Raw genomic sequence first — 19,142 nt, forward strand, 5'->3', positions numbered from 1 at the left:
CGCGCCCGCGCTTTCATCATCATCAAGACCCCGTCCCGTGGATGGGCCGGGGTCCCTTCAGTCGATCCGCCGGGATCAGACCGCCGGGGCGGTCTCGGCTTCTGCCGCCGCAACTTCGGCGGCCGTGTCGATCGGCAGTTCCTCGGCAGCGCCGAAATCCTCGCCCGACGCGCCCAGCTCGGCCGAAATGCCGTCCAGCACCGCGCCCGACACCAGCTCGCAATACAGCGCGATGGCGCGGATGGCGTCGTCATTGCCCGGAATCGGGAAGGTCACGCCACGCGGGTCGGAATTGCTGTCCAGGATCGCGACGACCGGAATGCCCAGCTTGTTGGCTTCCTCGACCGCCAGCTTCTCCTTGTTCGTGTCGATCACGAACAGGATGTCCGGCAGGCCGCCCATTTCCTTGATGCCACCCAGCGAACGCTCCAGCTTCTCGCGGTTGCGGGTGATGTCCAGGATTTCCTTCTTCGTCAGGCCGTGCGTGTCGCCGCCCAGCATGTCGTCGATCTGGCGCAGGCGCTTGATCGAACCGGTGATGGTCTTCCAGTTCGTCAGCATGCCGCCCAGCCAGCGGTGGTTGACGTAATACTGGCCCGAACGCTTCGCGGCTTCGGCGATCTGGTCGGCGGCGGCGCGCTTGGTGCCGACGAACAGGACGCGGCCGCCACCGGCGACGGTGTCACGGATCGCCTTCAGGGCGCGGTCCAGCATCGGGACGGTCTGCTGCAGGTCGATGATATGGACCTGGTTGCGCACGCCGAACAGGAACGGCGCCATGCGCGGGTTCCAGCGACGGGTATGGTGTCCGAAATGGACGCCGGCTTCCAGCAGTTGGCGCATGGTGAAATCGGGCATAGCCATGGCGGCTGTATCCTTGGTCTTCTGGTTGTTCCTCCGCGAGGCCCCCGTCCCGCTTGGGGACACCAGAGGAATTGCCTCGCGTGCGAATTGCCGGTGTTTCCACCGACGGGGGTCCTATGGCCATTTTTGTCCCGCAATGCAAGCGGAACGTGGCAGAAAACCGCCTCTCAGCCCTGCTCCACGCGCGCCACACCCGCCACCGCCCGGATCGCCTGGGCCATGCGCGGTGTCACCCGATAGGCTCCGCGCAACGTGACCTCGACATCCCGCGTCTCGGCCACCGATGGCAGCAGCACGACCCTACCGCGCCCCCCCCGGCTATCGGCCAGGATATCGTGGATCGGCGACACCGCATCCTCACGGTCGAACCAGATGCGCAGTTCCGCCGCCGCGTCGGCCGCCGCCTGTTCCAGCGACACAACGTCACTGGCCGTAATGCGCAGCGCCTCGCCATCCAGTCGCAGATCCGCCGTCACCAGGATCGCGCTCCCGGCGGTCAGGATCTCGCGAGTGCGCGACAGAACCTCGGAAAACAGCGTGACCTCGCACCCGCCGCTGGAATCCGACAGCCGCACCCAGGCCATCTTGCTGCCGGTGCGCGTCGGCCGCTCCTTTCGGTCGACCACGCACCCCGCGATCTTCACGCGGGTCAGCCCCGCCTGCGCCGCCGCCTCCAGCCCCGTCGCCCGCACCGCCCCCAGCCGGCGCAGCAACGGCCCATAGGAATCCAGCGGATGAGCGGTCAGATGAAAGCCTATGGCCTCCGCCTCCATCCCCAACCGCTCGAATTCCGGCCAGTCGGCCACGTCGGGCAGCCGCAACGGCTCGGGCGCCGGCGTCGCGCCACCACCGCCGAACAGGCCGATCTGCCCGCTGGCCGCCTCCTCCGCCTGCGCATTCGCCCGGCGCAGCACGGTTTCCGCCGCCATCGCGACCAGATGCCGGTTCGGCGTGATGGTATCGAAGGCCCCGGCCTTGGCCAGATTCTCGATCTGCATCTTGTTCAACTGGCGCGGATCGACCCGCGCCGCCAGATCGGCCAGATCCGCGAACGGCCGCACGCCGCGCGAGGCCGCCAGTGCCTCCATCGCCGAAAACCCGACCTTCTTCACCGCCGCCAGCGCATACCGGATGCCCAGCCGCCCGTCCTCCAGCCGCTCGACGGTAAAATCCGCGCCCGAGGCATTGATGTCGGGCGGCAGCACCGGAATCCCCAGCCGCTCGGCTTCCTGCCGCAGGGCCGCCAGCTTGTCGGTCTTTTCCCGCGCCAGCGACATGCACGCGGCCAGGAAGGGCACCGGATGGTTCGCCTTCATCCACGCCGTCTGGTACGACACCAGCGCATAGGCGGCAGCATGGGATTTATTGAACCCATAATCCGCGAACTTGGCCATCAGGTCGAAGACCTCGACCGCCTTTTCCCGGTCGATGCCCCGCCCCACCGCACCTTCGGTAAAGATCTCGCGCTGCGTATCCATCTCGGCGCGGATCTTCTTGCCCATCGCGCGACGCAGCAGGTCGGCGCCGCCCAGGCTGTAGCCCGCCATCTTCTGGGCGATCTGCATCACCTGCTCCTGATAGACCATGATGCCGTAGGTCTCTTCCAGGATCGAGCGGATCTCCTCGTGCGGCGGCTCCCATGCTTCCCCATGCTTGCGGCGGCAGTAATCGGGAATATTCGCCATCGGCCCCGGCCGATACAGCGCCACCGCCGCGATCAGGTCTTCCAGCCGTGTCGGGCGCATCTGTTTCAGCACGTCGCGCATGCCGGCACCTTCGAACTGGAACACGCCGCCGGTATCGCCGCGCGCCAGCATCTCGTAGGTCAGCGCATCGTCCAGCGGCAGGGCCGACAGCTCCACCGTCTCGCCCAATCCCTTGAGAAACTGCACCGCGCGTTGAAGGATCGTCAGCGTGGTCAGGCCCAGGAAGTCGAACTTCACCAGCCCCGCCTGCTCGACGAACTTCATGTTGTATTGCGTTACCAGCATGTCGCTCTTCGGATCGCGATAGAGCGGCACCAGTTCGACAAGCTGGCGGTCGCCGATCACCACCCCGGCGGCATGGGTGCTGGCATGCCGATACAGGCCTTCGAGCTGCTGGCCGATCTCCAGCAGCCGGCGGATCGCCTCGTCGTCGTCCCGCATTTCCTGCAACCGGGGCTCGCCCTCTATCGCCTGTTTCAGGGTCACGGGCTTGGCCGGATTGTTCGGAATCAGTTCCGCGACCTTGTTGACCATGCCGAACGGCAGGCCCAGCACCCGGCCCACATCGCGCACGGCGGCCCGCGCCTGCAATTTTCCAAAGGTGATGATCTGCGCCACCCGGTCGGGCCCATATTCCCCCCGCACGTAGCGAATCACCTCGTCCCGCCGGTCCTGGCAGAAATCGATATCGAAATCGGGCATCGACACGCGCTCGGGGTTCAGGAACCGCTCGAACAGCAGGTTGAAGGGAATCGGATCGATATCCGTGATCGTCAGCGCCCAGGCGGCCAGCGACCCCGCCCCCGATCCACGCCCCGGCCCCACCGGAATATCATGCGCCTTCGCCCACTGGATAAAGTCGGCAACGATCATGAAATAGCCGGGGAACCCCATCTTCGCGATGATGTCGAGCTCGAAGGTCAGCCGGTCGCGATAGACCTGCCTGGTCTCCTCGTCCATCGTCATCCGCGCAAGGCGATGCTCCAGCCCCTCGGCCGCCATCGCGCGCAGCGTTTCCTCCTCGGTCGCACCAGGCTGCACCTTGGGGCAGACTGGCAGCAGCGGCTTGCGCGTCTCGACCCGCACCGCGCAGCGCCGGGCGATGGCCAGCGTGTTGTCGCAGGCCTCCGGCAGGTCCGCGAACAATTCGCGCATCATCTCGGGCGGCTTGAACCAGTGCTCCGGCGTCACGCGCCAGCGGTCGCGCTCCGCGATCGTCCGGCCCTGCGCGATGCACAGCAGCGCATCATGCGCCTCGTACATTCCCGGATCGGGAAAGAAGCATTCATTGGTCGCCACCAGCGGCAGGCCCAGCCGGTCGGCCAGCGCGATCATGCCCGGCTCCACCGCCTGCTCGACCGGCAACCCATGGCGATGCAGTTCCACCGCCAGCCGGTCGCCGAACGCCTCGCGCAAAGTCTCCAGCAGGCGCGCGGCCTCCTCCTGCTGCCCATCGGCCAGCAGACGAAACAACGGCCCCCGCGTGCCCCCGGTCAGCAGGATCAGCCCTTCGGCCCGCGCGCACAGCGTCTCCAGCGGCACGGTCGGTTCCGCGGTATCGCCCTGCAAAAACCCCTGCGAGGACAGATATTGCAGGTTCATCAACCCGATATCGTTCTGCGCCAGCAGCACCACCGGCTCGGCCGGCAGCCCCGGCTTGTCCCCGCGCGGCGGCAGGCCGATCTGGCAGCCGATGATCGGCTGCACCCCCTTGCCCGAGCAATATTGCGAGAATTCAAGCGCGCCGAACAGATTGCCCGTATCGGTGATCGCCACCGCCGGCATCCGCATGTCCTTCGCCAGACCGGCGATATCCGGCACCCGGATCGCCCCCTGGCTCAGCGAATAGGCGGAATGGACACGGAGATGGACGAAATCGGCATAGGACATACCGGCAATTCTATCACAAGGCAGGCGTTCTTTTTTTGAAAAAAAGAACCAAAAAACGTCTGATCCATTCAGGAGCTTTGTGCTTGCGCCTGAGAATGTCCCGAACGGATCAAAAGTCTTTTTGCTTCTTTTTCTTCAGAAAAAGAAGAGGACTCTTCCCCTTAAAGACTCAGATCCACCAACTGCCCATCACGCAGGGTCACAACCCGATCCATCCGCGCCGCCAGCTCCTCGTTATGGGTCGCAATCAACGCCGCCACCCCCTGCCCGCGAACCATATGCAGCAACTCGTCGAACACAGCCCCAGACGTATTCACGTCCAGATTCCCCGTCGGCTCATCGGCCAGCAGAATGCCCGGCCGGTTGGCCAGGGCCCGGGCAATCGCCACACGCTGCTTCTCCCCACCCGACAGCCGCCCGGGCAGATGATCCAGCCGATGCGCCAGCCCGAACGAGCCCAGCAGCGCCTCCGCCCGCACCCGCGCATCGGCACGGCTGACCCCGGCGATCAACTGCGGCAGCACCACATTCTCCCGCGCCGTGAATTCCGGCAGCAGATGATGCGCCTGATAGACAAAGCCGATCATGCGGCGACGGATCGCGGTGCGTTCCAGATCGCCCAGCCGCCCGGCATCCTGCCCGCCGACGATCACCTCGCCCGCATCGGGCGATTCCAGCAGCCCCGCCAGATGCAGCAGCGTCGATTTGCCGGTTCCCGAAGGTGCGACCAGCGCCACGATCTCACCTGCCCGCAGGGTCAGGTCGACACCGCGCAGCACATCCAGCCGCTCGTCGCCACTGCGAAAGGTGCGGCGCACATCGCGCAGCACCAGCGGGGTCGCGGATGCATCATTCATGGCGCAGGGCCTCCACCGGATCAGTCCGCGCGGCACGCCACGACGGATAGAGCGTCGCCAGCAGCGACAGCACCAGCGCCATGCCGATCACCTCGAACACCTGCGGCCAGACCAGCTTCGCGGGCAGCCGCTCCAGGTAATAGATCTCCGGATTGAACAGGTTGGTACCGGTCAGCGATTGCAGGAACTGGCGAATGCGCTCGATGTTCAGGCAGAACACGATCCCGATCGCGGTGCCGATCGCCGTCCCCGTCACCCCGACCGAGGCCCCGCACATCAGGAAGATGCGCATGATCGCCCCGCGCGTGGCACCGATGGTGCGCAGCACCGCAATGTCGCCGGTCTTGTCCTTCACCATCATGATCAGCGACGAGATCACGTTGAACGCCGCCACCAGCACGATCAGCGTCAGGATCAGGAACAGCACGTTCTGCTCCACCTGCACCGCACCGAAGAACGCATTGTTGCTCTGCGTCCAGTCCAGCACCCGCACGCGCGGATCGCCGACAACCGCCTGCTCGATGGCCTGACGCACCGGCCGCACATTCGTCGGGTCCTGCGTCATCACCTGGATCTGCGTCACCTGCCCCGGCATCTCGAAATAGATCTGCGCGGCGGCCAGCGGCAGAAACACATAGCCCACATTGTAATCGTTCATGCCGGCATCGAAGATGCCGACCACATGATAGGCCCGGATGCGCGGCATGGTGCCGAACGGCGTCGCCGCCCCGTTGGGCGAGATCAGCGTGATCTTGGACCCCACCGACAGCCCCGCCCGCTCGGCCAGCGTCACACCGATGATGATCGCATCATTTCCGACAAACTTGTCCAGCGACCCGGCAACCAGCGAATCGCTGACCTCATGCAGGTCCCGCAGCCCCTGCATGCTCATGCCCCGCACCATGCCGCCGGCATTGTACGAGCCCGAATTCAGCAGCGCCTGCCCCTCGATCAGCGGCGTCGCATTCACCACCCCGGGCACCTGGCGCACGGTGGCGGCCAGATCGTCGTAATCGCCGATGGTCCGCGTCACGCCGAACAGGCTCAGGTCACCGTTCAGGCCCAGGATCCGCCCCATCAGGTCGGCCTTGAACCCGTTCATCACCGACATGACGATAATCAGCGTCGCCACACCCAGCGCGATGCCGACCAGCGAGAAAATGGCGATGACCGATACAAACCGCTCGCCCTTGCGGGCGCGCAGGTACCGGCCGGCAACCGCCCGTTCGAACGGACCGAACATGGATCAGCCCCCGAGGATACGCGCCAGGGCCTCATCCACCGGCAGTTCCAGGCGCGTGCCGTCGGCGCGGCGCTTCAGTTCGACCACGCCCTCCTTGGCCCCGCGCGGCCCGACGATGACCTGCCACGGATGGCCCATCAGGTCGGCATCGGCAAACTTCACACCCGCGCGCTCGCCCCGGTCGTCGTACAGGAAGGTCTCCGGCGACGCGGCATAGATCTTCTCGCAGATGGCGTCGCAGGTCGCATCGCCCGATTTCAGGTTCAGGATCGCGGCGCGGAACGGCGCCACGCTGTCGGGCCAGATGATGCCATTCTCGTCATGGCTGGCCTCGATGATCGCGGCCACCAGGCGCGAGACGCCGATCCCGTACGACCCCATCTCCGGATAGAGCGGCGCCCCATCCGGCCCGCTGACGGTAATCCCCATCGATTCGGTATATTTGCGGCCGAAATGGAAGATATGCCCGACCTCGATGCCCCGGCCCTCGCGCCGGCGCTCGTCCGGCACATCCGCCCAGGCGGCCTCGTCATGCTTCTCGTCCGTCGCGGCATAGAACGACGTCATGCGGGTAAAGAACCGGTCCAGCGATTCCCGGTCGTCGATATCCACCGCCTCCGACAGCCAGTCCTGCGCCTCGAACGCACTGTCGAAGAACACACCGCTTTCGCCGGTCGGCGCCAGAATCAGGAATTCATGGCTCAGTTCGCCGCCGATCGGCCCGGTATCGGCCACCATCGGGATCGCCTTCACGCCCAGCCGCTGGAAGGTGCGCAGATAGGCCAGCATCATCCGGCGATAGGTATCGACCGCCGAGGCATAATCGGCATCGAAGCTGTAGGCGTCCTTCATCAGGAACTCGCGCCCGCGCATCACGCCGAAGCGCGGCCGGACCTCATCGCGGAACTTCCACTGGATATGGTACAGCGCCTGCGGCAACTCGCGGTAGGATTTGACCACCTGCCCGAACAGGTCGGTGATCATCTCCTCGTTGGTCGGCCCGTACAGCAGCTCGCGCTCATGCCGGTCCTGGATGCGCAGCATCTCCGGGCCATAGGCGTCATAACGGCCCGACCGCTTCCACAATTCGGCGGACTGGACGGTCGGCATCAGCAATTCCTGCGCCCCGATCGCATCCTGCTCCTCGCGCACGATACGCGCGATGTTCTGTAGCACGCGCCATCCCGCCGGCAACCAGGCATAGATCCCCGCCGCCGTCTGGCGGATCAGCCCGGCCCGCAACATCAGCCGGTGGGAAATGACCTGCGCCTCGGCAGGATTCTCCTTGAGAGTGGGCAGGAAGCCGCGCGACAGACGCATACCGTTATCAACCTCGAAAAACCGGCGCAGCGCCGGGTGGATCGTTATTCAGGACAAGAGGAATACGCCAGAATCCCCGCCGCCGCCATGTCTGCCGATGCGGCCCGCGCACACCCAACTGTGAAGGGTTCAGTCCGCCCGGGCCTGTTCAACAAGCGCGTGAGGCAGGTGACAGGCCCAGCCAGGACTCATAAAGTGCGCCCACCCAATCCGGAGGAAACGCCGGGTTTAGGGAAAAAACGTCCAGGGCCGGCAGGAAGGGCAACAGCGCACCTTTCTGCCGCAACCCTCGCAAAGCCCCCGATGTCCCGGATCCGCAACCGCCCGGATTCAGATCGCAGGCGACACCCGGTCAATCGACAGGATGACCGGCCGCCCGGTCCCTGGAATCCGCATGCGCATTCCAGAGACCCGAGAGTCGATCAGACCCGCAGCAGATGCACGTCGACCAGCGGCCGCTTCTGCAGTTTCCGTCCCAGCGCACGCCGCAGCGCCGTCTTCGCCGCCTCACGGAACGTATTGTCGTCCCGGCGCAGCTCGTCGGGGATCTCGTCCAGCGCATTGCCGAATTCTTCCGTCAGGCGGGTGGTCTCGGAATCCTCCGGGTCCAGCAGCCCGGGCGCGCTCACCTTCGGGTCGCCGATCAGATAGCCTTCGTCATCCACCGCGAAGCTGCCCATCACGATGCCGTTGAACAGCATGCGCCGGCGCGCGGCCAGCACGCCGCCATTCATCGGCAGCAGCCGCCCGCCATCCAGCACCAGCCGGCCGGTCGGCGCGGTATCCACCACCTCGACCGTGCCCGGTGCCAGGTTCAGGATGTCGCCATCCTCCAGCAGGATCGGCAGCACGCCCTTTTCGCGGGCAATGGCGGCATTGGCCGTCAGATGGCGCCATTCGCCATGCACCGGCACCGCAAAGCGCGGCCGCACCAGGTCGAACAGCTTCCGCACATCGCCGCCCGTGGCATGGCCGGACACATGGACCAGATGGTCACGGTCGGTCAGCACCCGCACGCCGCGCCGGGTCAGGTTGTCCTGCACCTGCATCACCGCCTGCTCGTTGCCGGGGATCATGCGGCTGCTGTAGATGACCGTATCCCCCTCACCCAACGAGATGTTGGGGTGGCTGTCGCTGGCAATGCGCGACAGGGCCGAACGCGGCTCGCCCTGGCTGCCGGTGATGATCATCACCACTTCGTTGTCGGGCAGCGAATTGGCTTCCTGCTCGGACAGAAAGGGCGGCACATCGGCCAGATAGCCGCATTCCCGTGCCGACACGTCCAGGTTGCGCAGCGAACGGCCAACGATCACAACCGACCGGCCGGCCGCCTGCGCCGCCTTGGCGATGGTCTCGATACGGGCCACGTTGCTGGCAAAGCAGGTCACGGCAATGCGTCCGCTCAGCGACCCGATCAGGTCGGTCATGCTCCGCCGCACATCCGATTCCGACGCCGAGGGCCCCTGCGTCATCACATTGGTGCTGTCGCACACCATGGCCAGCACGCCCTCGTCGCCCAGGGCTTCGAAGGCCGCGATATCGGTGGGCGGGCCCACCATCGGCTGGGGGTCGAATTTCCAGTCGCCGGTATGCACCACGATGCCATGGGGCGTGCGCAGCACTACCGCCTGGGCCTCGGGCACCGAATGCGTCACCGGGATGAAGCGCAGGTCGAACGGTCCGACATTGAAGGCACCGCCAGGGGCGATGACATGGATCTTCACCTGCTGGTTCAGATGCGCCTCGCCCAGCTTGCGGCGCAGCACCGAGGCCGCGAAGGGTGTGGCATAGATCGGGCAGCCCAGGCGCGGCCACAGATGGGCCACCGCCCCCAGATGGTCTTCATGCGCGTGGGTAATGACCAGCCCCGCTAGATCGGCCTTGCGGTCGACGATAAAGACCGGGTCCGGCATCAGGATCTCGGCCTCGGGCGTATCGTTGCCGGAAAAACCGATGCCGCAATCGATCGCCAGCCAGGTGGACCCCAGCCGGTAGAGATTCAGATTCATGCCGATCTCGCCCGTTCCGCCCAGGGGCAGAAAGGCCAGACCATCATTGGTGTCGTTCATAATCTATCCTTTTGTACCAACACGAATCATGACGGGAAAACAGTCCCTTCATGGGAATATGCATATAGGGGCGGCCGCATGGCCCTCGGTGGGCCTGCCGGCATCTCTCCCCTCGCGGACAGCAATCCTGTCCATCAGACTCCAACGCCCCTCCTGGGGGCAATCCCGCCGCGTCCGGCCGCGCGGTCCGGCGGATCGGAGCCGGGAACCATCCGTTCCCGCTCGACGATCATCGACCCCGTGCGACCCTAAAACCCTGACCGGCCGTCAGGTTCCCGTGCCCCCCGACGCCCCGGCGGCGTCGCGGTCCAGCAGCAGGATCTCGCCGGTCGAAATCCGTTTCACCCCCTCGGCACAACGCAGCAGGAGCATCCCCTGCGCGTCCAGGCCGACGAACGAACCTTCTAACTGCCCGCTTTCGCCGCGCACTACAAGTCTGGTGCCTACAGGGTGGGCACGCTCCAGCCATGCCGTGCGCAGAACATCGAACCCACGGTCCCGCCAGACAGCCTGCCAGCGATCCAGTTCGGCACAGATCCCACGGGCCACAAGCTCGGGCTCCGGCGCGGTTCCGTAGTCGGCGACACAGGCCAGCGCCCGCCCGGCAATCGAAGGCACCGCCCGCAGATTGGCCCCGAACCCGATGACCAGCCACCGCCCCGTGGCATCGCTCCCGCTCTCGATCAGGATACCGGCGGTCTTGCGTCCGGCCAGCAGCAGATCGTTGGGCCATTTCAGCCGCAACAGGGCCGGATCGTCGATCCACGGCAGGATCGCCCCATGAAAGGCCAGCCCGGCCACGAACGGCCAGAGCCCGACCGCCCCATCCACCCCGGCGGGGCGCAGCAGAACCGAGAAAGCCAGATTGCCGCCGGGGTCCTGCCAGTCGCGCCCCCGGCTCCCCCGGCCGCTGGTCTGCCGGCGGGCCATGACCGCCAGCCCCGCCTCCGCTCCCTGCCCCGCCTGCGCGATGCAGTAATCGGAGGTCGAGCCCAGCTCGTCATATATCTCAAGGCGCCAGGCCGTCCCGCCCGGCGCCGTACCCGCACTCACCTGAACAGGGCCTGTGCCGCCGCCTGGGCCGCCGTCGAAACCGGCCCCAGCACGATCAGGAACCCGGCCGTGGCAATCCCCATCCCGACCGAGACGAAGGACAGCGACAGCGGCCGCCGGTCGAGCGGCGCCGCCGCCTCGTCGAAGAACATCACCTTGATGATGCGCACATAGTAATAGGCACCGATCACGCTGCTGACGACACCGACCGCCGCCAGACCGAACAGATGGGCATTGATCGCGGCATAGAACACCATCAGCTTGCCGAAGAACCCGGCCAGCGGCGGCGCCCCCGCCATGCTGAACATGAAGATCGCCATCGCCGTCGCCAGCCCCGGATCGGTACGGCCCAGCCCGGCCAGGTCGGCAATCCCCGTCACCGCACGCCCCTTGCGACGCATGGCGATGATCACGGCAAAGGCCCCGACATTCATCAGCAGATAAGTGGTCAGATAGACCAGTGTCCCGCGCATGCCCTCTTCGGTACCGGCCGACAGGCCCATCAGCGCATAGCCCATATGGCCGATCGAGGAATAGGCCATCAGCCGCTTGATATCGGTCTGTGGAATGGCCGCCAGCGAGCCGAACAGCATCGACACGATCGAAATGGCCTCAATCAGGATCTGCCATTGCGGCGCGACGTGGCCGAACGGCCCCGCCATCACCCGCAGCAGCAGCGCAAAGGCCGCGATCTTCGGCGCACCGGCCATGAAGGCCGTCACCGGCGTCGGCGCACCCTGGTAGACGTCAGGCGTCCACATATGGAACGGCACCGCCGAGAGCTTGAAGGTCAGGCCCGCCAGCATGAACACGATGCCGATCATCAGCCCCATCGGCACGGCCGAGGTGGCACTGAGCGCCGTCTGGATGGCGCCATATTCCATGGTGCCGGCAAAGCCGTAGACCAGCGCCGAACCGTAGAGCAGCAGGCCAGAGGCCAGCGAACCGAGCACGAAATATTTCAGCCCCGCCTCGGCGCCCCGCACATCGTCCCGCGCGAAGGCGCAGAGGATGTAGATGGCCAGCGACGACAGTTCCAGCCCGATGAACAGCGTCATCAGATTACCCGACGATGCCATCATCATGGTGCCGAGGGTCGAGAACAGCAGCAGGACCGGGAATTCGAACCGCTCCACCTTCAGTTCCCGCGCATAGCCCACGGTCAGCATCGTCGCCAGCGCACCGCCGGCCAGGCTGAGCAGCTTCATGAAGCGGGCAAAGCTGTCATTGACGAAGATGTGGTTGTAGCCGGTCCCGTCCGGCGACACCACGACCAGGAACGCGGTCAGGACGAAGGCGCCGATCGTCAGCATGGAGCAGGAGAGGAAGGGCTGCCCCTTCTTTTGCACCACCCCGAAGACGAGGATCGCGAGGCCGCACAGCGCCAGGACGATTTCCGGCAGAGCAAGTGTCCAGTTCATCGGTTCAAACCCGTTCCCGGAGATCAATGGAAGACCAGCAGGGTGGAGACGAGCACCACCAAGCCGATCAGCATCGTGAAGGCATAGATCGCGATCGAACCGGTCTGGGTCCGCACCGCCTGCGCGGCGGTGCCCGCCGTCATCCGGGCCAGACCGTGGGGAATCCCCTCGATCACCCCTTCGTCCGCGCCCTTCCACAGCAGGTTGGCCAGCGCGCGATACGGCCGCACGAACAGATGGTCATACAGTTCGTCGAAATACCATTTGTTCAGCAGGAACAGGTAGATCGGCCGCAGGCTGGTCGCGAACGACGCCGGAATGGTCGGGCTGGCCACATAGCACAGATAGGCAACCAGAATCCCCAGCACCCCGGCAAAGGTCGGCACCAGCGCAATCAGTTCCGGCGTCTGTTCCAGTGTCGCGATGATGGTATTGCCCGGCGCGTTGACGATCGCCCCGTTCCAGAAGGCCGCCTGGCCCTCGCCGACATAGTACGGCGCCAGCAGCAGGCCGGCCAGTACCGCGCCGACCCCCAGCAGGACCAGCGGCAGCGTCATCCACGCCGGGCTCTCATGCGCGCCCTCGTGCAGGTGGGCATCGCGCGGCGTGCCGTGGAAGACCAGGAAGATCAGGCGCCAGCTATACAGCGCGGTGATGAAGGCGGTGACACAGCCCAGCGTCCAGCCATAGAAGCCCAGGCTGCTATGGGCCATCCAGGTCGCCTCCAGGATCGCATCCTTGGACCAGTAGCCGGCGAACGGGAAGATCCCGGCCAGCGCCAGGCTGCCCAGCCACATCGCGCCATAGGTCAGCGGGATCTTCTTCCACAGCCCGCCCATGCGGAACATGTTCTGTTCGTCATGCACGGCATGGATCACCGACCCCGCACCCAGGAACAGCAGCGCCTTGAAGAAGGCATGCGTCGTCAGGTGGAACATCGACGCCTGATAGGCCCCGGCCCCAACCGCCATGAACATGTAGCCCAGCTGCGAGCAGGTCGAATAGGCGATGGTGCGCTTGATATCCGGCTGCACCAGCCCGACCGTGGCGGCGAAGAAGCAGGTCGTCGCCCCGATGAACAGGATGAACGCCTTGGTATCGGGGGCGAACTCGACCAGCGGCGACATCCGCGCCATCAGGAACACGCCCGCCGTCACCATGGTCGCGGCATGGATCAGGGCGGAGACCGGCGTCGGCCCCTCCATCGCGTCCGGCAGCCAGGTGTGCAGGAAAAGCTGCGCCGACTTGCCCATCGCGCCGACGAACAGCAGCAGGCAGATCGTCTCGTAGATCCGATGCGTGCCGAACAGCGTATAGGTATCGTCACCATGCGCCGGCACCAGCGCGAAGATATTGTCGTACGTCACCGAGCCGAATTCGACGAACAGCAGCGCGATCCCGACCATGAAGAACAGGTCGGCAACGCGGTTGACCACAAAAGCCTTGATCGCGGCGGCGCAGGCGCTGGGGCGGTCGTACCAGTAGCCGATCAGCAGGTAGCTGGCCAAGCCAACGCCTTCCCAGCCGAAGAAGAGCTGGATCAGGTCGTTCGACGTCACCAGCATCAGCATGGCGAAGGTAAACAGCGAGAGGTAAGAGAAGAACCGATAGGTCGGGATCGTCTCATGCCCCATATAGCCGATGCTGTAGATGTGCACGAGGGCCGAGACCGCCGTGACCATGGCGACCATCGACAGCGACAGCGTGTCCAGCCGCAGCGTCCAGGCGGCATGGAAGCTGCCGGCGCGGATCCAGTCCGCCAGTTGCACCACCACCGGCATGCCGCCGGCATGCATCGCGGTAAACAGCGCGCCGCTGCCGCACAGGGCCGCGATCACCATCACGGACGTGGTCAGCGCCTTGGCCGGCCCGTCGCCCATCATCCGTCCGAACAGGCCCGCCACCATGCAGGCGAACAAGGGTGCCAGGACCGCGATCTCGAAGAGGGTAGATGCCGTTTGCATGGCCCGCTCAGCCCTTCATCATGGTGATGTCTTCGACCTCGATCGAACCGCGATTGCGGAAATAGACCGTCACGATCGCCAGCCCGATGGCGGATTCGGCCGCCGCGATGGTCAGGACGAACAGGGTGAAGACCTGCCCGGACAGATCGCCGAGCGCAGAGGAAAACGCGACGAAATTCAGGTTCGCCGACAGCAGGATCAGTTCGATCGACATCAGGATGATGATGACGTTCTTGCGGTTCAGGAAAATGCCGAACACACCCAGAACCAGCAGGATGGCACTGACCGTCAGATAGGGCCCGATGCCGATGCTTCCCAGTCCGCCGGTCATTGCGCCAGCCCTCCATGATTGTCGGCGCCGTGCCCGCTCTCGGGCGCCCCGTCGGCCGGGGCCGCCCCGGCCGGCTTGCCCTGGGGCACGGGCTCGGCCGTCACCCCGTACGATCCGGGAACCGACGCGATGTAGTAGGATTGCTCGGGCCGGCGGAAGCCGCCATTGGCGGCCACCCCCTGCCCCAGCGGCACGGTCATCATGGCGAGCGTATCCGCCGCCGTGCGCTCGTGCTGCCGGTCGATGTTCTGCCGGCGCCCCATCGGCCGTTCGCGCAGCGTCAGCACGATGGCACCGATCATCGCCACCAGCAGCACCAGGCCGCAGGCCTCGAACAGGAAGACATAGTGCGTATACAGCACGTCACCCAAGGCCGCTGTATTGGTTCGGCCCGGCGCCGCCACCACATGCGGAACCGAGGCGATATCGGCCGCCACCTGCCAGTGGCTGAAGGCCAGCGCCAGTTCCGCCAGAAGCACCAGTCCCACGGCCGCCCCGAAGGGCGCGTAACGCTGCAACCCTTCGCGCATCTGCGCGAAGCGGACATCCAGCATCATCACGACGAACAGGAACAGCACCGCGACGGCGCCGACATAGACAATGACCAGGATCATCGCCAGGAATTCGGCACCCGCGACCAGGAACAGACCCGCGGCATTGAAAAAGGCGAGGATCAGGAACAGCACGGAATGAACGGGGTTGCGCGCGCTGACCACCATTCCGGCCGACAGGACCAGTACCGTCGCGAACACGTAGAAGACGATTTGGGTCATCATCGGTGACCTTCCTGCCGCATGGCTCTTTTCTCCCGCTGCCTCACTGGCTCGGCGGCCTCAACGATAGGGCGCATCGAGTTCCAGCCGTCGTGCCAGGACACTTTCCCAGCGGTCGCCGTTCGCGAGCAGCTTGTCCTTGTTGTACATGAGTTCCTCGCGCGTCTCGGTCGCGAACTCGTAATTCGGCCCCTCGACGATCGCATCGACCGGGCAGGCTTCCTCGCACAGGCCGCAATAGATGCATTTCGTCATGTCGATGTCGTAGCGCGTGGTGCGCCGCGACCCGTCATCGCGCGGTTCGGATTCGATCGTGATCGCCTCGGCCGGGCAGGTCGCCTCGCACAGCTTGCAGGCAATGCAGCGCTCCTCGCCGTTCGGATAGCGGCGCAGCGCATGTTCACCGCGGAAACGGGGCGACAGCGGCCCCTTTTCGTAGGGATAGTTGATCGTCACCTTGGGTTTGAAGAAGGCCCGCAGCGTCGCTCCCATGCCGGCCACCAGCTCGGCCAGCAGGAAGGAACGGACCGTTCGGTCAAGAGTGCCCATCAGCTCGCTCCTCCCTGGGGCAACAGCCCGGTGGCCAGCAGGAAGCCCGCCGTCAGCACCATCCACACCAGCGAGAGCGGGAGGAACACTTTCCACCCCAGCCGCATCAGCTGGTCGTAGCGGTAGCGCGGGAACGTCGCGCGCACCCAGATGAAGACGAACAGGCAGAACAGGATTTTCGCAATCAGCCACAGCGGCCCCGGGATCCAGGTAAAGGGCGCGATCCCGATCGGCGGCAGCCAGCCACCGAGGAACAGGATGCTGACCATGCCCGACATCAGGAACATGTTGGCATATTCGCCCAGGAAGAAGAGGCCGAAGGCCAGCGCCGAATATTCGACGAAGAATCCGGCCACCAGTTCACTCTCGCCCTCGGGCAGGTCGAACGGCGCGCGATTGGTTTCCGCCAGCGCCGAGATGAAGAAGATGATGAACATCGGGAACATCGGCAGGCAGAACCAGACATGGCGCTGCGCCAGCACGATGTCGTTCAGGTTCAGGCTACCCACCGCCAGCAGCACCGACACGATCACCAGGCCGATCGAAACCTCGTACGACACCATCTGCGCCGCGGCACGCAGGCCGCCGAGAAAGGCATATTTCGAATTCGACGCCCAACCCGCGATCAGCACGCCATAGACACCCAGCGACGAGATCGCGAGCAGATACAGCACCCCGACATTGATATTGGCGATCGCCCACCCGTCATTGGTCGGGATCACCGCCCAGGCGGTCATGGCCAGCGAAAAGGTCAGGAACGGCGCGAACAGGAACAGGAACCGGTTGGCCCCAGACGGGATCACCGTTTCCTTGGTGATCATCTTGATCGCGTCGGCAAAGGCCTGGAGCACGCCGAACGGGCCATTGACGTTCGGCCCCTTGCGGAGCTGCATCGCCGCCATGACCTTGCGTTCGGCCAGCGTCAGATAGGCCACGCCCAGCAGAAGCGGCACCAGAACGGCCAGGGCCTCGAGAACCGTCAGGATCACCTGGCCGATCATTGTGTGCAGAAAGAAATGCGCCACGTCGCCTTACTCCGCCGCCACGGTCCGGGGATGGACATAGATCCGCGAACATTCACCCATCGTCGGGCTGGCCCGGCAGATCGGATCCGTCTGATAATAATCGTCGAACACCGGGCGGAACGGCGCCGGCAACACCGCGCCACCATCCGACGGCCCGGGCAGCGCCGCCGCATCCACCGCATCCAGCCCGCCGATCACCCGGAAGACCGGATTGACCGTGGCCAGCCGCTCGCGCAGCACCTCCACCGTGTCGTAGGGCAGCGTATGGCCCACGACTTCCGAGAAGGCGCGCAGGATGCGCCAGTCCTCGCGTGCGTCGCCCGGCGGCATGACCGCCCGGAACGACCGCTGGACCCGCCCCTCGGTATTCACATAGGTGCCCGATTTCTCGGCATAGGCCGCACCGGGCAGGATCACATCCGCCCGCGCCGCCGCCGCGTCGCCATGATGGCCCTGATAGATGACGAACGTCTTCGGCCCGATCTGCGCGGTATGGAACTCGTCCGCCCCCAGCAGCCACAGCACGTCGACGCCGCCGCTCATCATCCCGGCGGCACTGCGCCCGCCCTTGCCCGGCACCAGCCCCAGGTCCAGACCGGCAACCCGGCTGGCCGCGCGATGCAGGACATTGAAGCCGTTCCAGCCGGCGCCGATCGCACCGGTCTCGACCGCCAGCGCCCAGGCCGAAGCCAGGATTGCCCGCGCATCGGGCCGCGTCAGCGCCCCATGCCCGACGATGATCATCGGCTTCTTCGCCGCCTTCAGCGTCGCGGCGAAGGGATGCGTGCCGTCGCGCAGAGCGGCCAGCACATCCGGCCCCTCGCCCAGCACGTCCGCCGAGTAGGTCGGGTCGGCCGTCGGCGTACCGATCAGCCCGATCGGGAAACCGCCCCGGCCCGCCGCCAGAAAGCGCTTGCGAATGCGCGCATTCAGCACCGGCGCTTCCTGGCGCGGGATCGAACCCACCACCAGCAGCGCATCGGCATCCTCGATCCCGGCAATGGTGGTGCCGAACGTGTAATAGGCCCGCTGCGACAGATCGTAATCCGCGCCATCCTGGCGGCAGTCGATATTGGGCGAACCCAGCGCAACCATCAGGTCCTTCAGCGCCAGCATGCTCTCGGCGTCGCACAGATCGCCGGCAATGGCGCCGATCCGGTCGCCCGGCACGCCATCCAGCCGCCGGCCGATGGCCACGAACGCATCCTGCCAGGAAACAGCCTGCAACTTGCCATGGACCCGCACCCAGGGCCGGTCCAGCCGCCGATGCTTCAGCCCATCGACCGAGAAACGCCCCTTGTCGGCCAGCCATTCCTCGTTCACCGCGTCATTGACGCGGGGCACGGCCCTCAGCACGGCGCTGCCGCGCACCTGCAGGCTGATATTGGTCCCCACCGCATCGCTGACATCGATCGAATCCGTCCGCTTCAGCTCCCACGGCCGGGCGGTGAAGGCATAGGGTTTCGAGGTCAGCGCGCCCACCGGGCAGATGTCGATCAGGTTGCCCGACAGTTCCGAGGTCAGCGCCTTCTCGACGTAATTGGTGACTTCCATGTTCTCGCCGCGCGAGACCGCACCCAGTTCGGGCACGCCCGCGATCTCGGTCGCGAAACGGATGCAGCGCGTGCACTGGATGCAGCGCGTCATCACGGTCTTCACCAGCGGGCCGAGATATTTGTCCTTCACCGCGCGCTTGGCTTCCTGGTAGCGCGAATGATCGGCACCGTAGCCGAAGGCCTGGTCCTGCAGGTCGCATTCGCCGCCCTGGTCGCAGATCGGGCAATCCAGCGGATGGTTGATCAGCAGGAATTCCATCACCGCCCGTCGCGCCTTGCGCACGATCTCGGTGTCGGTCAGGATTTCCATCCCCTCCGCCACCGGAAACCCGCAGGACGCCACCGGCTTGGGCGCCCGCACGACCTGCACCAGGCACATGCGGCAATTGCCCGCCACCGACAGGCGCTCATGGAAACAGAAGCGCGGGATTTCCTTGCCGGCCGCCTCGCACGCCTGCAACGCGCTGGACCCGTTGGGAACGTCGACCACGATCCCGTCGACGGTTACTTTCACCATCGTT

General features: G+C 65.6%; 14 protein-coding genes. All 14 read right to left on the bottom strand.

All coding sequences use genetic code 11. The features are described from left to right. Positions 1 to 75: 75 nt before the first annotated feature. A complete protein-coding gene (gene rpsB / locus HLH27_RS09105) occupies positions 76 to 864 on the bottom strand; it encodes a 30S ribosomal protein S2 (RefSeq protein ID WP_182949719.1) in 789 nt (262 codons plus the stop codon). Positions 865 to 1,031: 167 nt separating this feature from the next. Further along, positions 1,032 to 4,460 (bottom strand): DNA polymerase III subunit alpha, encoded by a 3,429-nt coding sequence (gene dnaE, locus HLH27_RS09110; RefSeq protein ID WP_182949720.1) that lies wholly within the window; start codon positions 4,458 to 4,460, stop codon positions 1,032 to 1,034. A gap of 161 nt (positions 4,461 to 4,621) precedes the next feature. Beyond that, the gene (locus tag HLH27_RS09115; protein WP_182949721.1) at positions 4,622 to 5,317 is read right to left on the bottom strand and encodes an ABC transporter ATP-binding protein; all 696 of its coding nucleotides are present in this window, start codon (positions 5,315 to 5,317) and stop codon (positions 4,622 to 4,624) included. Beyond that, positions 5,310 to 6,560 carry a lipoprotein-releasing ABC transporter permease subunit gene (locus HLH27_RS09120; RefSeq protein ID WP_182949722.1) on the bottom strand — a complete coding sequence of 417 codons (1,251 nt, stop codon included), beginning with the start codon at positions 6,558 to 6,560 and terminating at the stop codon, positions 5,310 to 5,312. The genes HLH27_RS09115 and HLH27_RS09120 overlap by 8 nt, the downstream gene beginning before the upstream one ends. Positions 6,561 to 6,563: 3 nt before the next feature. Further along, positions 6,564 to 7,880, bottom strand: coding sequence for a proline--tRNA ligase (proS, locus tag HLH27_RS09125; protein ID WP_182949723.1), 1,317 nt, complete (start codon positions 7,878 to 7,880; stop codon positions 6,564 to 6,566). Positions 7,881 to 8,302: 422 nt separating this feature from the next. After that, complete coding sequence (locus HLH27_RS09130) at positions 8,303 to 9,949, bottom strand: ribonuclease J (protein ID WP_182949724.1); 1,647 nt, start codon at positions 9,947 to 9,949, stop codon at positions 8,303 to 8,305. A 267-nt stretch (positions 9,950 to 10,216) separates the two neighbouring features. Further along, on the bottom strand, positions 10,217 to 11,002 hold the full coding sequence (locus HLH27_RS09135) for a biotin--[acetyl-CoA-carboxylase] ligase (RefSeq protein WP_182949725.1): 786 nt from the start codon (positions 11,000 to 11,002) through the stop codon (positions 10,217 to 10,219). Further along, positions 10,999 to 12,423 (bottom strand): NADH-quinone oxidoreductase subunit NuoN, encoded by a 1,425-nt coding sequence (nuoN, locus tag HLH27_RS09140; RefSeq protein ID WP_182949726.1) that lies wholly within the window; start codon positions 12,421 to 12,423, stop codon positions 10,999 to 11,001. The genes HLH27_RS09135 and nuoN overlap by 4 nt, the downstream gene beginning before the upstream one ends. Positions 12,424 to 12,446: 23 nt before the next feature. After that, a complete protein-coding gene (gene nuoL / locus HLH27_RS09145) occupies positions 12,447 to 14,387 on the bottom strand; it encodes an NADH-quinone oxidoreductase subunit L (RefSeq protein WP_182949727.1) in 1,941 nt (646 codons plus the stop codon). 7 nt (positions 14,388 to 14,394) lie between these two features. Beyond that, entirely contained in the window at positions 14,395 to 14,718 is a 324-nt protein-coding gene (gene nuoK / locus HLH27_RS09150) for an NADH-quinone oxidoreductase subunit NuoK (RefSeq protein WP_012227311.1), read from the bottom strand. Further along, positions 14,715 to 15,494: an NADH-quinone oxidoreductase subunit J gene (locus HLH27_RS09155; RefSeq protein WP_182949728.1), complete on the bottom strand. Its 780-nt coding sequence runs from the start codon at positions 15,492 to 15,494 to the stop codon at positions 14,715 to 14,717. The genes nuoK and HLH27_RS09155 overlap by 4 nt, the downstream gene beginning before the upstream one ends. Positions 15,495 to 15,551: 57 nt before the next feature. Beyond that, complete coding sequence (nuoI, locus tag HLH27_RS09160; protein ID WP_182949729.1) at positions 15,552 to 16,040, bottom strand: NADH-quinone oxidoreductase subunit NuoI; 489 nt, start codon at positions 16,038 to 16,040, stop codon at positions 15,552 to 15,554. After that, positions 16,040 to 17,065 (bottom strand): NADH-quinone oxidoreductase subunit NuoH, encoded by a 1,026-nt coding sequence (gene nuoH / locus HLH27_RS09165; RefSeq protein ID WP_182949730.1) that lies wholly within the window; start codon positions 17,063 to 17,065, stop codon positions 16,040 to 16,042. Before nuoH ends, nuoI begins: the two co-directional genes overlap by 1 nt. A gap of 6 nt (positions 17,066 to 17,071) precedes the next feature. Further along, positions 17,072 to 19,138, bottom strand: a complete 2,067-nt coding sequence (gene nuoG / locus HLH27_RS09170; RefSeq protein ID WP_182949731.1) for an NADH-quinone oxidoreductase subunit NuoG — start codon at positions 19,136 to 19,138, stop codon at positions 17,072 to 17,074. Positions 19,139 to 19,142 lie beyond the last annotated feature (4 nt).

Source organism: Gluconacetobacter takamatsuzukensis (assembly GCF_014174275.1).
In the GTDB taxonomy this organism is placed as follows: domain Bacteria; phylum Pseudomonadota; class Alphaproteobacteria; order Acetobacterales; family Acetobacteraceae; genus Gluconacetobacter; species Gluconacetobacter takamatsuzukensis.

What these genes read in the sequence shown, in the direction of transcription:
- proS (WP_182949723.1), bottom strand. Translation starts at nt 7,880, where the DNA reads ATGCGTCTGTCGCGCGGCTTCCTGCCCACTCTCAAGGAGAATCCTGCC.
- dnaE (WP_182949720.1), bottom strand. Translation starts at nt 4,460, where the DNA reads ATGTCCTATGCCGATTTCGTCCATCTCCGTGTCCATTCCGCCTATTCG.
- nuoL (WP_182949727.1), bottom strand. Translation starts at nt 14,387, where the DNA reads ATGCAAACGGCATCTACCCTCTTCGAGATCGCGGTCCTGGCACCCTTG.
- HLH27_RS09130 (WP_182949724.1), bottom strand. Translation starts at nt 9,949, where the DNA reads ATGAACGACACCAATGATGGTCTGGCCTTTCTGCCCCTGGGCGGAACG.
- nuoN (WP_182949726.1), bottom strand. Translation starts at nt 12,423, where the DNA reads ATGAACTGGACACTTGCTCTGCCGGAAATCGTCCTGGCGCTGTGCGGC.
- nuoK (WP_012227311.1), bottom strand. Translation starts at nt 14,718, where the DNA reads ATGACCGGCGGACTGGGAAGCATCGGCATCGGGCCCTATCTGACGGTC.
- HLH27_RS09115 (WP_182949721.1), bottom strand. Translation starts at nt 5,317, where the DNA reads ATGAATGATGCATCCGCGACCCCGCTGGTGCTGCGCGATGTGCGCCGC.
- HLH27_RS09155 (WP_182949728.1), bottom strand. Translation starts at nt 15,494, where the DNA reads ATGATGACCCAAATCGTCTTCTACGTGTTCGCGACGGTACTGGTCCTG.
- nuoG (WP_182949731.1), bottom strand. Translation starts at nt 19,138, where the DNA reads ATGGTGAAAGTAACCGTCGACGGGATCGTGGTCGACGTTCCCAACGGG.
- nuoI (WP_182949729.1), bottom strand. Translation starts at nt 16,040, where the DNA reads ATGGGCACTCTTGACCGAACGGTCCGTTCCTTCCTGCTGGCCGAGCTG.
- HLH27_RS09120 (WP_182949722.1), bottom strand. Translation starts at nt 6,560, where the DNA reads ATGTTCGGTCCGTTCGAACGGGCGGTTGCCGGCCGGTACCTGCGCGCC.
- rpsB (WP_182949719.1), bottom strand. Translation starts at nt 864, where the DNA reads ATGGCTATGCCCGATTTCACCATGCGCCAACTGCTGGAAGCCGGCGTC.